The sequence below is a fragment of the Pseudoduganella sp. RAF53_2 genome (assembly GCF_052113985.1).
Taxonomy (GTDB): Bacteria; Pseudomonadota; Gammaproteobacteria; order Burkholderiales; family Burkholderiaceae_D; genus Rugamonas.
Map to the genome: position 1 here is coordinate 1 of NZ_JBFRDW010000060.1, position 15,243 is coordinate 15,243.

At 63.8% G+C, this 15,243-nt stretch carries 9 protein-coding genes; 3 read left to right on the forward strand and 6 right to left on the reverse strand.

Features of this window, described 5'->3' with window-relative positions; genetic code table 11:
- The 3 genes from AB4Z11_RS05895 to AB4Z11_RS05905 all read left to right on the forward strand — a co-directional run.
- On the forward strand, positions 1-463 hold a 463-nt coding region (locus AB4Z11_RS05895; RefSeq protein ID WP_442023375.1), incomplete at its 5' end, for a glutamine amidotransferase-related protein.
- The gene (carB, locus tag AB4Z11_RS05900; RefSeq protein ID WP_442023377.1) at positions 456-4,268 is read left to right on the forward strand and encodes a carbamoyl-phosphate synthase large subunit; all 3,813 of its coding nucleotides are present in this window, start codon (positions 456-458) and stop codon (positions 4,266-4,268) included. The genes AB4Z11_RS05895 and carB, both read left to right, overlap by 8 nt.
- A gap of 1 nt (position 4,269) precedes the next feature.
- Positions 4,270-6,021: a methyl-accepting chemotaxis protein gene (locus AB4Z11_RS05905; RefSeq protein ID WP_442023379.1), complete on the forward strand. Its 1,752-nt coding sequence runs from the start codon at positions 4,270-4,272 to the stop codon at positions 6,019-6,021.
- On the opposite strand, the gene AB4Z11_RS05910 is transcribed toward AB4Z11_RS05905, so the two are convergent.
- The 6 genes from AB4Z11_RS05910 to AB4Z11_RS05935 form a co-directional block, all read right to left on the reverse strand.
- The gene (locus AB4Z11_RS05910; protein WP_442023381.1) at positions 6,022-6,993 is read right to left on the reverse strand and encodes a thymidylate synthase; all 972 of its coding nucleotides are present in this window, start codon (positions 6,991-6,993) and stop codon (positions 6,022-6,024) included.
- Between the two features lie 56 nt (positions 6,994-7,049).
- On the reverse strand, positions 7,050-8,873 hold the full coding sequence (locus tag AB4Z11_RS05915; RefSeq protein ID WP_442023382.1) for a DEAD/DEAH box helicase: 1,824 nt from the start codon (positions 8,871-8,873) through the stop codon (positions 7,050-7,052).
- On the reverse strand, positions 8,870-9,949 hold the full coding sequence (locus AB4Z11_RS05920; RefSeq protein ID WP_442023384.1) for a threonine aldolase family protein: 1,080 nt from the start codon (positions 9,947-9,949) through the stop codon (positions 8,870-8,872). The genes AB4Z11_RS05915 and AB4Z11_RS05920 overlap by 4 nt, the downstream gene beginning before the upstream one ends.
- 13 nt (positions 9,950-9,962) lie before the next feature.
- The gene (locus AB4Z11_RS05925) at positions 9,963-11,804 is read right to left on the reverse strand and encodes an ABC transporter transmembrane domain-containing protein (protein WP_442023390.1); all 1,842 of its coding nucleotides are present in this window, start codon (positions 11,802-11,804) and stop codon (positions 9,963-9,965) included.
- A gap of 23 nt (positions 11,805-11,827) precedes the next feature.
- Positions 11,828-12,886, reverse strand: a complete 1,059-nt coding sequence (locus tag AB4Z11_RS05930) for a lipocalin-like domain-containing protein (RefSeq protein WP_442023386.1) — start codon at positions 12,884-12,886, stop codon at positions 11,828-11,830.
- Positions 12,886-15,243 (reverse strand): FtsX-like permease family protein (locus tag AB4Z11_RS05935; RefSeq protein ID WP_442023388.1); only part of this gene is annotated, 2,358 nt, incomplete at its 5' end. The genes AB4Z11_RS05935 and AB4Z11_RS05930, both read right to left, overlap by 1 nt.

Genomic DNA, 15,243 nt, shown 5'->3' on the forward strand with positions numbered 1-15,243 from the left:
GGCGCTGGCACTGAAGCCGGACGGCATCTTCCTGTCCAATGGCCCCGGCGATCCTCAGCCCTGCGATTACGCCATCGAAGCGGCGCGCGAGCTGATTGAACGCGGCCTGCCGACCTTCGGCATTTGCCTCGGCCATCAGATCATGGGGCTGGCCTCCGGTGCACGCACCGTGAAGATGAAGTTCGGCCACCATGGCGCCAACCATCCGGTACAGGAAGTCGAAACGGGCCGGGTGATGATCACCTCCCAGAACCATGGCTTTGCGGTCGATGCGCACTCGCTGCCCGCCAACTGCAAGGTCACCCACATCTCGCTGTTTGATGGTTCGCTGCAGGGTTTTGCACGTACCGACCGTCCGGCATTCTGCTTCCAGGGCCATCCTGAAGCCTCGCCCGGTCCGCACGACCTGGCGCCATTGTTCGACCGCTTCATCAGCCTGATGGAAGGAGCCCGCCATGCCTAAGCGCAGCGATATTCAACGCATTCTCATTATCGGCGCCGGCCCCATCGTGATTGGCCAGGCATGCGAATTCGATTACTCCGGCGCGCAAGCCTGCAAGGCGCTGCGCGAAGAAGGCTTCCAGGTCATTCTGGTAAATAGCAATCCGGCCACCATCATGACCGACCCCGGCATGGCCGACGTCACGTACATCGAGCCGATTACCTGGGAAACCGTGGCGCGCATCATCGAGAAAGAGCGTCCGCAGGCCGTGCTGCCGACGATGGGCGGCCAGACGGCACTGAACTGCGCGCTGGACCTGCATCGCCACGGCGTGCTGGAACGCTTTGGCGTCGAGCTGATCGGCGCCACGCCGGAGGCCATCGACCGCGCTGAGGACCGCGCCAAATTCAAGGAAGCGATGACCCGCATCGGCCTGTCGTCCGCCCGCTCGGGCGTGGCGCACAGCATGGCGGAGGCCTGGGCGGAGCAGGCCAAGCTGGGCTTCCCGGTCATTATTCGTCCCTCGTTCACGATGGGCGGCAGTGGTGGAGGCATCGCCTACAACGCGGAAGAATTCAATGCCATCTGCCTGCGCGGCCTGGAGCTGTCGCCAACCAGCGAGCTGCTGATTGAAGAATCGCTGCTGGGCTGGAAAGAATATGAAATGGAGGTGGTGCGCGACCGCAAGGATAACTGCATCATCGTCTGCTCCATCGAAAACCTGGACCCAATGGGTGTCCACACCGGCGACTCCATCACGGTCGCGCCGGCCCAAACGCTGACGGACAAGGAATACCAGATCATGCGCAATGCCTCGCTGGCTGTGCTGCGCGAGATCGGCGTGGACACGGGTGGTTCCAATGTCCAGTTTGCGCTGAACCCGACAAATGGCCGCATGATCGTGATCGAGATGAACCCGCGTGTGTCGCGTTCCTCCGCACTGGCATCCAAGGCAACCGGCTTCCCGATTGCCCGCGTGGCCGCCAAGCTGGCCGTCGGTTTCACGCTGGACGAGCTTCAGAACGATATCACCGGCGGCGCCACGCCCGCATCGTTTGAGCCATCGATCGATTATGTGGTCACCAAAGTGCCGCGCTTCGCGTTCGAGAAATTCCCCGGCGCGGATGACCGCCTGACCACGCAAATGAAATCGGTGGGCGAGGTGATGGCCATGGGGCGCACCTTCCAGGAGTCATTCCAGAAGGCCTTGCGGGGCCTGGATATCGGCGTAGATGGCTTGCGCCGCAATCTCACGGGCCGCGAAGTGATCGCTCAGGAGTTGAGCCAGCCCGGTCCGCAGCGCATCTGGTATGTCGGCGATGCTTTCGCGCAGGGCTTGTCGCTGAAAGAAGTGCATGCGCTGTCCCGTATCGATCCCTGGTTCCTGGCGCAGATTCAGGATCTGGTGGAAGTCGAGGAGTGGGTGGCCGAGCAAGCGCTGGCCGAGCTTGACCGCGACATCATGCGCCGCCTGAAGGAGCAAGGCTTCGGCGACCGCCGCATCGCAGCGCTGGTCGGCGTCACGGAACGCGAAGTGCGCGAGCATCGCCATGCGCTCGGCTTGCGTCCTGTCTACAAGCGGGTGGATACCTGCGCCGGCGAATTCGCGACGCGCACCGCCTATATGTACTCGACATACGACGATGAATGCGAGGCCGCGCCGACCGATCGCCGGAAAATCATGGTGCTGGGCGGTGGCCCGAATCGCATCGGCCAGGGCATTGAATTCGACTACTGCTGCGTGCATGCCGCGCTGGCGATGCGTGAGGATGGCTATGAAACCATCATGGTCAACTGCAATCCGGAGACTGTGTCGACCGACTACGACACCTCGGATCGCCTTTACTTCGAATCGCTGACCCTGGAGGACGTGCTGGAAATCGTCCACCTCGAAAAGCCTGCCGGCGTGATCGTGCAGTACGGCGGCCAGACGCCGCTCAAGCTGGCACTGGAGCTGGAAGCCAACGGTGTGCCCATCATCGGCACTTCGCCGGACATGATCGACGCCGCCGAAGACCGCGAGCGCTTCCAGAAGCTGCTGCACGAACTGGACTTGCGCCAGCCGCCCAACCGCACCGCACGCACGGAGGCGGATGCCGTGCGCATGGCCGAGGAAATCGGCTATCCGCTGGTGGTGCGCCCATCCTATGTGCTGGGTGGCCGCGCCATGGAAATCGTGCATGAACAGGCAGACCTGGAGCGCTATATGCGCGAGGCGGTCAAGGTGTCCAATGATTCGCCCGTGCTGCTGGACCGCTTCCTGGACGATGCCATTGAAGTTGATGTGGACTGCGTCAGCGACGGTAAGGATGTGGTGATCGGCGGCGTGATGGAACACGTTGAGCAGGCCGGCATCCACTCCGGCGACTCCGCCTGTTGCCTGCCGCCATACTCGCTGGCCGACGCCACAGTGGCCGAAATCAAGCGCCAGACCGGGCGCCTGGCGCGTGGTCTGCACGTGGTTGGCCTGATGAACGTGCAGTTTGCCGTGCAGCGTCAGCGCATGGATGGCCGCCTGCATGACCGTATCTTCGTGCTGGAAGTGAATCCGCGGGCCTCGCGCACGGTACCTTTCGTGTCCAAGGCAACGGGACGCCAGCTGGCCAAGGTGGCAGCGCGCTGCATGGCGGGCCAGTCGCTGGCGGAGCAGGGCGTTCATGCCGAGGTGGTTCCGCCTTACTACAGCGTGAAGGAGTCCGTTCTGCCGTTCGCGAAGTTCCCCGGTGTGGACTGCATTCTTGGCCCCGAAATGAAATCGACCGGAGAAGTAATGGGCACTGGCGCCACGTTTGGCGAAGCGTTTTTGAAAGCCGAACTGGGTGCGGGCGTACGTCTGCCAAGCCAGGGCTATGTTTATCTGAGTGTACGCCGCTCCGATCAGGCGCGCGCCGTGGCGCTGGCGCGCGGCCTGCACGAAGCTGGTTTTACGCTGTGCGCCAGCGAAGTGACGGCGCTGGTCATCGGCGCGGGTGAAGTGCCTGTCAGCGCCATCGACGAGGAAACGCTGCTCGGTATGCTGGCCCTGCGCGAGATTGCCATGGCTGTAATGACCGTGGATGAGCGCCGCACGGCGATCGCCCAGTCACGCAAGGCGCGCATCGCCGCTCTGGCATCCGGCGCTGTCGTAATGACCACCATCGCTGCTGCGGAAGCGGCCAGCGAGGCGATTCGCCATCTGGGCCGCTGCGAAGTGCTGTCGCTGCAGGAGCTGCACGGGGGGGAAGGCGTGCTGCGCGTACGCGGTGGCCGGGGCGAGCCTCAGGAACGCGATTACGCTGCCGCTGCGATCGAGTTGCCGGAGCGCCGCGCACGTCCGCGCCAGCGCAGCGTGGGCGTGAAGCCGTTGAAACTGTTCATCCGGCAGCCGTTCACGGAGTCGGATGATCGCGAGCAGCGCATGATCGCGGAAATCCTGTCCATGATCGACACCGCCAATGGACTGCCGCATGCCTTCGAATACCTGACCGGAACCCAGGCCGAAAGCGCCGATACCTTCCGCCAGTCCTTCGAACGCAGGCAAGGCATGCCTTTCACGCCGAAGAATTTCCGCGGCCACCGGCTGGCATTGCTGGACGAGGCGGATGCTTTGATCAATATCCGCGTCGGCATGAGCGAGAGCAGCGCCTTCGAGCTGAGCTACCACATCTTCAAAGGCYGCCGCACGCCGATCCTCTTCCTGGTGTGGAAAGGCGCTCCGATCAAGACCACGCTGCTGCGCGAACTGGATGATCTGTGCGACGTGACTTATATCGAATTCGACGAAGTGTCAGAGCTGCGCGGCGGCCTGCATCGCTTCTTCAACACCATTTCACATGAAGGAGCATGAAATGTTCGCTAACCTGAAAATCAAAACCCTCGTGATCGGCGTGCTAGGTTTGCTGATCGGCCTGATGCTGGYGATCGGCGTACTGGGTATCGTCAGCGCCGATCGTTCCATCGCTCTCGTCAAGGATGTCACGCTGGTTGACCAGCACAATATTACCGAGCGCAATGCCATCCGGCTGGACATGGAAACTGGCCGCAGCCAGATCCTGCAAGCCTTGCAGCACAACCCGGACCTGGGCTGGGCCAAGCTGCACGACCATCCGCTGACCGCTCACTTCAATATCGTGAATGAGGTGACGGACCGCGTGGGTAAGCGCTGGGAGACTTATTTCTCCGCGATCACCTCGCCGGAAGAAAAGAAGCTGGCGGAAGACTGGTACGCAAAGAGCCAGGGCCTGGGCATCGAGCATATCCGCAAGGCAGCGGACGCCATCAGGGACAATCGCTGGGACGACGCTGAGACGGTGCTGATCAAGAATATCAACCCGTCGTACCGCGTTGGCGATGTGGCGCTGAAGACGCTCTCGGAGTTCAGCGACAAGGCTGCGAAGGCCAATGAAGCCGCTGTCTCCAGCCGTCTGGAGAACACTGCGACTACCGTGATCGTCGTGCTGGTGCTGGGCGTGATCGCCGGTGCGGTGATCGGCGCCTTCCTGGTGAACGCGATTTCCCGTCCGCTGGATCAGGCAATGGATGTCGCGAACCGTGTGGCGGAAGGTGATCTGAAAGGCAGCGTGGGCACCTATCGCAATAATGAATTCGGCGCGCTGCTCAAGGCACTGGACAAGATGAAGAACAATCTGGCGTCCATCGTGTTGGAAGTGCGCCATGGCAGCGACACGATTTCCAGCGCATCCAGCCAGATCGCGGCGGGCAATATGGACTTGTCCCAGCGCTCCGGCGAACAGGCGGCATCGCTGGAAGAAACCGCTGCGTCGATGGAAGAACTGACCGGCACCGTGAAGCAGAACGCGGATAACGCCCGCCAGGCCAACCAGCTGGCCGTGTCGGCATCGCAGGTGGCGATTCGCGGCGGTGATGTGGTGGCGCAGGTGGTGGACACCATGGGCTCCATCAACGAGTCGTCGCAGAAGATCAAGGACATCATTGGCGTGATCGATGGCATCGCGTTCCAGACCAATATCCTGGCGTTGAACGCTGCAGTCGAAGCGGCACGCGCCGGTGAACAGGGCCGTGGCTTTGCCGTGGTGGCGTCCGAAGTGCGCAACCTGGCGCAGCGCTCGGCAGGCGCTGCGAAAGAGATCAAGGCGCTGATTGACGATTCGGTGGGTAAGGTGGACAGCGGCGCCAAGCTGGTTGACCAGGCCGGCACAACCATGAAGGAAATCGTCACCAGCATTCAGCGCGTGACCGACATCATGGGCGAGATCACATCCGCCACGCTGGAGCAGACCTCGGGCCTGGAACAGATCAACAACGCGATCGTGGAAATGGATTCGATCACCCAGCAGAACGTGGGCCTGGTCGAAGATGCCGCGTCGGCGGCGGGCGCCCTGCAGGAACAGGCAGGCAGCCTGCAGCGCATCGTCAGCGTGTTCCAGCTGGATCAGGTGCACGACAGCGCCGAGAGCGCAGCGCGGGCCGCGATTCAGGCCGCGCGCAGCAAGCCGGCGCCCAAGGCTCCGGTGCGTAAACTGGCTGCTTCGGCGCGTCCTGCCAATCCTGCGCCGTTCAAGCCAGCCCAGAAAAAGGCCGTGGTGAACGGCCCGAATACGGAGTGGGAAGAGTTCTGATTAAACGGCCATCGGCGCCGTGATCGGCGCGTGATGCTGGTAGCCTTCCATCGTGAAGTCGGAAGGCTCGACCTTTTCCAGCCACTCGGGTTCGTATTTGCCGGTCTGCGCGAAGTCCGGCACGCGGTCCGAGATCTTCAGTTGTGGCAGAGGGAATGGTTCACGCGTGAGCTGTTCCTTCACCATCTCCAGGTGGTTCTCGTAAATGTGCGCGTCGCCGATGAAGTAGCTGAACCAGCGCGGCGTGTAGCCAGTCAGGCGGCCTACCAGTGCAAGCAGGGCCGCACCTTCGGCGATGTTGAACGGTGTACCCAGGCCGATGTCGTTGCTGCGCACGTAGAGGCAGAGCGAGATTTCCCTGGTCGTTGCGTTCGGGATGAACTGGTACAGCAGGTGGCAGGCGGGCAGGGCTACCTGGTCCAGCACGGCTGGATTCCAGCCGTGGAACAGGATGCGGCGGCTGCCTGGGTTGTTGATGATGGTGTCCAGGCATTCGCGCAGCTGGTCGACGGCCTTGTACAGCAGGACTTTTTTCACGCCGTCTTCCTCCAACGGCGCGACTTCGCGGAATCCGTTACGCTTGGCGTCGGCGATCTGCTCTCCCTGATCGGCGTTCAGCAGCTTGTAGCCGGGCCACTGGCGCCATTGCACGCCGTAGACCGGTCCGAGGTCGTCCAGGCCTTTGCGGTATGGGTTGGCCAGCCATTGAGCGTTCTCATTCGCGTTCTGGTCCCAGACCTTGCAGCCGAGCGCGCGAAAGTCTGCTGCGCTGCGCGAGGCGCGCATGAAGGCGCACAGTTCACCGACCACCGACTTGAACGCCAGCTTTTTGGTCGTTACGGCGGGGAAGCCATCTTTCAGGTCGAAACGCATCATCGCGCCCGGCACGCTCAAAGTGCGAATGCCGGTGCGGTTGTCCTGCCAGCTGCCTTGTTCGAGGACGGTTCGGATCAGTTCCTGGTATTGCTGCATTTCTTTGTCTCTCCGTATTCAGATTCTTTGGATGCCTGCGGTTCCTCGCGCCTCGCTTAGCGCTTCGAGCCGCGTCCGCCGGTTTTTCCGCCGCCCTGGCGTACAGCCTTGCCTGCGGCCTTTGCGGCGGATTTCGCACCGCGTCCAGCCACCACGATCACGTTACCCTTGCCCGCGCCGCGTGCATCTCCTCCACCAGTACCGCGCGCACCACCAGCGCCGCGCGCATCTCCACCGCCAGCACTGCGCGCGCCACCAGCATTGCGTCCAGCGCTCCGCGTCGCTGCGCTGCGTCCTTCGTTGCCTGGCTGCTGGCGACCTTCGCCGCGCGGCGTCCCGCGGCGCTTGGGTTCCGGCTCATCGTACGTTCCCAGCGAGCCGTATCCGCCCGCCGGTCGCGGCGCCTCAGCTGCCTCGCTTCGCCCAACAGGAGCCGTTGCGCCACGGCCGCCGCGCGCGTCCGGCGGCGACTTGCCGCCTGTGCGTCCTGCGCGGTGCGCCTCCGAGTCAACTGCACCGCTCGCACCACGACCGCCTCGGGCGTCGGGCGCTGGCGTGCCACCTTTGCTGCCCGTAACACGTCCTGCAGGGCCGCCCTTGGTGCTTGGGCCTGCGCCCCGCTCTGCCGAGCTGCCGCGGCGCGATTGGGACGCCGGACCGGCTGGCGTGCCTGATGGCGTTGGCTTGCCTGCGCGCGCGTCTGGCTTGCTGGCGGCCTGGGTTGGCGCGCCGGTCGAAGGGACGCGATGGTCCGCTTCGAAACCTGGCTCCTCCAGGCGCTGGAAGACCTGCTTCGTCAGCGTTTCGACTGCGCGCAGCAGCTCGACTTCGTCCGCGCAGACAAGCGAAATGGCTTCGCCCTCGGCGCCGGCGCGGCCGGTGCGGCCAATGCGGTGCACATAGTCTTCGGCCACGGTCGGCAAATCAAAATTGACGACCAGCGGCAGCGCTTCGATGTCCAGGCCGCGGGCGGCAACGTCGGTGGCGACCAGCACCTGCACTTCGCGGGCCTTGAGGCGTTCGAGCGCCTTCAGACGGGCAGGCTGCGGCTTGTCTCCGTGGATCGAATCGGCAGCTATGCCTGCGGCCTTCAGCAGAGACACCAGCGCCTCCACACCCTTGCGCGTTTTGACGAACACCAGCAAATGCGACCAGCCGAGCTTCTGCAGCAAGTGCAGGAACAGTTCAGGCTTCGCTTTCTTATCGGTCGTGTAGACCAGCTGGCGCACGGTACGCGCGGCTGTATTCGGCGCGCTGGCCTGCACCGACAAAGGATCGGACAACAGCTGCTTGGCCATCGCGCGGATCGCATCCGAGAATGTGGCCGAGAACAGCAAAGTCTGACGCCGTGCGGGGAGGGCGGCGAAGACCGCGTCCAGATCGTGCGCGAAGCCCAGATCAAGCATGCGGTCCGCCTCGTCCAGTACCAGCGTTTGCAGCTGGGCGAGCGACAAAGCGCCCTGGCGCAGCAGATCGAGCAGGCGGCCCGGCGTTGCAACCAGCACGTCCACACCTTTGCGCAGCTTGGTAATCTGCGGCTCAATCGGCACGCCGCCATAAGCCACGGCAAAGCGCAGCGGGACATTGCGTCCGTAAGCGCGGAAGCTCTCGTGCACCTGCTCGGCCAGCTCGCGCGTCGGCACCAGCACCAGGCTGCGTGCTGCGCCAGGGCTGGCGGCGCCCTCCATCGTCAGGCGCTGCAGCAAGGGCAGGGCGAAAGCTGCGGTCTTGCCGGTGCCGGTCTGCGCGGCGGCCATCAGGTCGCGGCCCGCAAGAACAGCGGGAATGGCCTGCTTCTGCACGGGCGTTGGTGTTGCATAACCCAGCGACTCCAGCGTGCCAAGCAACGCGTCGATCAATTTCAGCGAAGCGAAACTCATAGTGCATCGCTCCATACAGTCAGCGCGTTGCGCACGGCTTCATCGCTCAGATTCAACATATTCTCGCCAACATACCACTCGATAAAACTATGATCCGGCAGCAGCGAGTGGCTGGCGCGGTTGAACAGCCAGATACCGTGCTTCTCCGCGATCTCGTTGCGAAGGTCCAGCACCCGCTGGCGGCTGATGGCCATATGCAGATGCAGCATATTCGCCTGCGGCCGCGCCGGATTCGGCACTAGTGCGGGGAAATCGCGCAGCGTATCGAACAGCCATTGCGTGCGGCGGAAGTAATCCGGCATCGCGGCCAGACGTGCATCGAACTGCATGGCTGCCGCAACCACATAAGGCGAACGATGAATCACATTGCCGCCCTGGCGTCGGAACCATTCCTGCGCCTTGGCGACAAACGCGCGGCTACCCAGCAGCATGGCGCCACCCAGGCCGCCAATGCCCTTGTACAGCGACACGTACACGGAATCAAAACCTGCCGCAATCTCGTGCAGCGGACGGCCATAATACGCCGCTACTTCCCACAAGCGCGCGCCATCCATGTGCAAATGGATGCCTTGTTCGCGGCAGTAAGCCTTGATCGCCTCCAGCTCGTCCCAAGACGGCACCTGGCCGCCCATCTCGCGTGCGGGCAGCTCCAGCGACACGGCGCCCAGCTTGTCCGGCAGCGACTTCAGTTCATCGAGCGAGAAAGGACGATGCAGGTCGCCCAATTGCAGCGCATCGAAATGTCCCAGCAGCTGATGGTTGCCGCGTTCATGCTTGAAGATATGGGCGGTCGGATGCAGCGCCACGATGCGGCTGCCGCGCTCCATGCAGGCCAGGCGCAGCGCCGTCACCTGGGTCATGGTGCCGGTAATGCAGAAAGTCGAAGCTTCAAAGCCCAGCAGATCCGCAATCTTGCGTTCAAAGGATTGCAGCAGCTCGCCCTCGCCATACACATCGTGCTGAACTTCATTCTGTTCGCACCACGACGCCATCGCCGCAAACATGGCGGCAGGTGTAGGTTGCGGATGACCCGGCAGGACGGTATGGCAGCGCTGGCGCAGTTCGGCGTCGGTCACAGGCAATCCTCCCTTAGTGGGTCACTTGGACGTTATGGAACTGCAGGGCCGCGAGGTTGGCGTAGATGCCACCCAGTGCCACCAGGGACTGGTGTGTGCCCGTTTCGACGATCTTGCCGTCTTCCATAACGATGATGCGGTCCGCGCRCTGAACGGTTGCGAGGCGGTGCGCGATGATCAGAGTGGTGCGGCCTTCCATCGCCACTTCCAGAGCCCCTTGCACCAGGCGCTCGGATTCAGCATCCAGCGCGCTGGTCGCTTCGTCCAGCAGCAGTAATGGAGGATTCTTCAACAGCGCGCGGGCAATCGCGATGCGCTGACGCTGGCCACCGGACAGGCGCACACCGCGCTCGCCGAGGAAGGACCTGTAGCCGTTCGGCAGACGCTCGATGAACTCGTGGGCTGCGGCCATGCGCGCGGCGGCAATCACTTCCTGGTCGGTTGCATCGGCGCGGCCGTAGCGGATATTCTCCATCGCATCGGCCGAGAAGATCACCGTATCCTGCGGCACGATGCCGATGGCGTCGCGCAGGGTATGCAGATCGAGCTGTTTGATATCCACGCCATCCAGACGGATAGTGCCCAGCTGCGGATCGTAAAAGCGCAGCAGCAGCTGGAACAGGGTGGTCTTGCCTGCGCCCGATGGACCCACCACGGCCACGGTTTCACCCGGCTTGATGTCCAGCGACAGCTGCGACAGGGCGGCCGTATCCGGACGCGAAGGATAGGAGAAGATCACGTCCTGCAAACTCAATGCTGCACCATTGGCCGCGCGCGGCGGGAGCGCCAGCGCATGTTGAGGATTCTGTATTTCGGACTTCACGGACAGCAGTTCCAGCAGGCGTTCCGTGGCGCCGGCAGCGCGCTGCGCCTCGCCCATCACCTCGGACAAGGCGCCAATTGCGCCCGCCACGATGGACGCGTACAGAATGAACTGGCCCAGATCGCCGCCCGTCATGGTGCCTTCCAGAACCGCGTGCGCGCCCAGCCACAGCACAAACACGATGGTGCCGAACACCAGCACAATCGCCAGCGCGGTCAGGAAAGCGCGCGCCTGAATGCGGCGCATGGCGGTAACAAAAGCGCCTTCGATGGACGCACCGAATCGCTTGCTTTCCATGTTTTCGTGCGTGAAGGCTTGCACGGTCGGCATGGCATTCAGAATTTCGCCGGCCATGGCTGAAGCATCGGCAATTCGGTCCTGGGAATCGCGCGACAGCTTGCGCACGCGGCGGCCGAACATCACGATCGGCAGCACGGTGAGCACGAGCAGGCCAATAATGATGGACGACAGCTTGACGCTGGTCACAAACAGCATGCCCAGACCACCGAGGAACAGCAGCACGTTGCGCAGCGCCATCGAGATACTGGTGCCGACGACCGATTGAATCAGCGTCGTATCGGTTGTGATGCGTGACAGGACCTCGCCGGTCTGCGTCGTCTCGAAGAATTCAGGGCTTTGCTGAACCACGTGGGCATACACCGCGCTGCGGATATCGGCTGTAACGCGCTCGCCCAGCCAGGACACCGAATAAAAACGCGCCGCCGTCGCCAGCGCCAGGATGGTCGCCACCGCGAACAGCGCCAGGAACACCATATTCACATTGCGCGCGCTGCTGATGCCCGCGTGGGTGCCGAAGCCCAGGTCGATCATCTGCTTGAAGGCATAGGGAATGGCCAGCGTCGAACCGGCGGCAACCACGAGCGCGATGCCGGCGACGATGAAGCGGTTGCGATAGGGCTTGAGGAAAGGGGCCAGGCCCTTTAGCGCAGCCAGACTGCCTTTTTTCAGTTCGCGCGCTTCGGTCTGCGGATTGCCTGCGGTGCTGGCGGTGCTCGTCGTGCTGGTGCTCATCGTGTTGGCAGTATTCTTCGTATTCATAGTTTCATCGGGCGGACGTAACCCGTCAGCTCCAGATAGCCTCGTCCAGCAGGCTGGTCGTTGCGCCGCACCGTCACGGCGCCCTCCCAGTACACGGCGCCGCTGGACTGGCGCGCATCGAGTTCCTGATCCTGCTGCAATGGCGTGACCTGCCACTGGACATCGCCCGTAGTAATCATCGTCGCAACGGGATATTCAGCATTGGTACGGGGCGACCGCCACCGCGTTTGCGGGCTAAAACTGACCTGGTCCTGCGCATAGTGCGAAATCTTACCGGATGCGTCGCGCCATGTCGCGTGGGACCATATTTTACTACCTTGGCGGCTCCTTATCTGGAATGCCATCAGGGCGCCGCCATCGTCGAGATTCACGCCAATCCAGTCCCAGCCCGCCGCATCCGGATCGAGCACCTGCGTGGACCATTCGTGGTCCAGCCAGGTGACGCCGGTGACGGCTTGTTCGCGGCCATTTGGCCCCACAATCGCGCCCGTTGTGCGAAGTTGCGGCTCGCTGTAGTAGTAACTGGCCTGTTCGGGCTTGGGGCCTTTGCGCGAGTAGCCCTGGTCGCCCTGCAGCAGCACTGGCTGGGTCGGTGCAAGCGTGAGGCGCAGCGTGAAGTCCCGGGCAGGGATGTCGATCCGATAATGTCCAGCGGCGTCACGTTCCATGCGCCAGTTGTCCAGTTTGAGGCTGGTGTTGCCCTGCTCGGCGTAGGCCAGGCCGAGGCCCTCGCGCGCTGTGTGCTGGTCGTGCAGCAGCTTGCCCTGCGCGGGATCGGACAGCGCGGCGTGGGCGAGGATCAGGTCTTTGGCGGCGAACCTGCTCGGATTCTGTTCTCCCTGACCGGTCGCCGCGCGGAAGAAGGTGACCTGGTAGCCGACGGATTTGCCATCGGGTGTGGTGAGCCAGCCCGTTGCGTACCACCACTCCGTCTTGAAACCGTGGTGGGCGCCGAAGTCGCGCGGGAATTGCAGCGCGACGCCGGGCAATACGGGCGTGAACGCGGTCAGCGCGGCGACGCTCAGTGCAAGCAGGAGAAGACGAAGGGCGCGCATCACCAGTCCTCTCGCACGGCGCGGATCGGGCCGCCGGACAGTGCCTGACGGCCGGAAATCAGCGCCGTCGCGGCAGCGGACAGCAGCAGGGCGCCGGCGACGGTCGCGATCAGTGGCCAGGGATAATGCATCTCCATGCTCCAGTGGAAGGACTGCGGATTCACCACGCGAATCAGCACCACGCTGATGATCCAGCCGAGCGCGAATCCTGTGGCGATGCCGAGGCCCGTCAATGCGCCGCCTTCGAAGGCCAGGATGCCCAGAATCTGGCGCCGCGTCAGGCCCACGTGGCGCAGCATGCCGAATTCCTTGGCGCGCGCCAGGGTCTGCGCCGAAAAAGTCGCTGCCACCCCGAACAGACCGATCACGATGGCGATGGCTTCCAGCAGATAGGTGACGGCGAAACTGCGGTCGAAAATGGTCAGTGTGCGCTGGCGGATTTCGCCGGGCGCGGTCGTCTCCAGCAGCCCGCCGAAAGGCAATTGGCGCAGTGCGGCCTGTATTTGCTCCGGCTTCGCATCCGGCGCCAGCCAGATTGCCGCATCACCGGCCTCGCGATCGCCCGTGATGGCTATGTAATCATCGCGGCTGATCATCACGGCGCCGGTAGAACGCGCGTAGTCGCGCCACACTCCTGCGACGAAGAATTCGTGCTGGGCGCCCTGAAGTGGCAGGCGGAGCGTTCCGCCAGCGCGGACGCTGTACAGGTCGACCATCGCCTCTGTCACCCAGGCTTGCGGCAGCTTGCTGCCACGCGGCGGCCGCACAGCGGGGCCGGACAGCACCAGCGTGCGCTCGATCTGCGCAGGGTCGATGTCGCGCGCCAGCAGCAGGACGTTAGGGCGCTCTGCGGCCAGCGAAAGAGGGCGTGTACGCAGAAAGTCGACGCGCGCAATGCCCGGCACAGCGCGCAGTTGATTCTGCTCTGCGGGCTTGAGCAGGGCCGTACTGCCCGCGCTGGCGGTTCGCACGTACAGGTCGGCGGGCAGCAGTTGCTGCACCCATTCGTCCACAGAGACGCGGAAGCTGGACACCATGATCGCCATCGCGACCATCAGGCTGAAACTGGAGAGCACGCCGCCCAGCGCGATGCCCGCCTGCGATGAGGCATTCGCCAGCCGCGCCAGTGCCAGCGCGGCAACCGTGCGATGGGGATGCAGACGCGCTTCGGCGGCGCGGAACACCAATGCGGACAGGCGCGGCATCAACGCAATCGCGCCGACCAGCATCAGCGCAATGGACAGGTAGCCGAAGATCGGCAGTTCCGCGACCGGCGGCGCCTGCGTCAATACGGCAGCGATGGCGAGGCAGGCCAGCCCTGGCCAGGGCCGTGCGAGACGCGCCAGCGCCACTTCGTCGGTACCGGACTTCAGCGCGACAGCAAGCCGTCCGCGTGACGCCTCGAAGGCTGGTGCGGCGCATCCCAGCACCGCCACGGCGACACCCATGCCGAAGTAAAGGAAAGCTGCGACCGGCGTGAATTGGAGTTGCGGCCGCACGCCCGAGAAATAGCCCGCGCCGAGATCGCCGCCGAACAGGCGCAGCACCGCGGCGGCAATTGCATAGCCGCCCGCGATGCCGATCAAGGAACCTGCAACGCCAAGGAAGAGGCCCTCCAGCAGCACTTGGCGCATCAACGGGCGGCGTTCCAGCCCCAGCACGCGCAGCAGCGCGAACTGCCCGCGCCGGCGCAGCACCGACAGGGCCTGCGAGGAAAATACCAGGAAGGCGCCGGTGAACAGTGCCACCAGTGCAAGCACGCTCAGATTCACGCGGTAGGCGCGGCTGACGTTGCCGCTGCGGCTTTCCTGAGCCTCGTCGTTCGGACTGCCGACGCGGAAGCGGCCGGGGAATGCGCGCTCCAGCTCTTGTGTCAAAGCGGCTTTGAATGCGGCACGGTTCTCGCCATCGCGCAGGCGCAGATCGACCCGCGACAGCTTGCCCAGCTGCTGGAAGCGCCACTGCGCGGCGCCGATGTCCATCACACCAATACGCTGACCTGCACGCGCGCCGGGCAGGGCGCCTGCCACGCGTAAGGACAGTTTCTGTGTGCCGGACTGGAACTCCACCAGGCCGCCAGCCTGCACCCTGAGCCACGACATCGCTGCCGGCGAGAGGAAGATCGCGTCGTCAGCCACGGTATCGTAAGGCGAGTCCGCCTCCGGTGCGCCAATCAGGCCCGGTGTGACGGCTGCAGCGCGGAACACGTCGAGACCAATAATTTTCAGCGGCAGGCTGCTGCCCGGCATGGATGCGTCAAAAGTCAGTACCGGCGATGCCGTCTCCACACCGGGCCGCTGGGCCAGCTGCGGATAGATTGCTTCCTCAATAAAGGGCTCTGTGCCGCTGACCTGGAC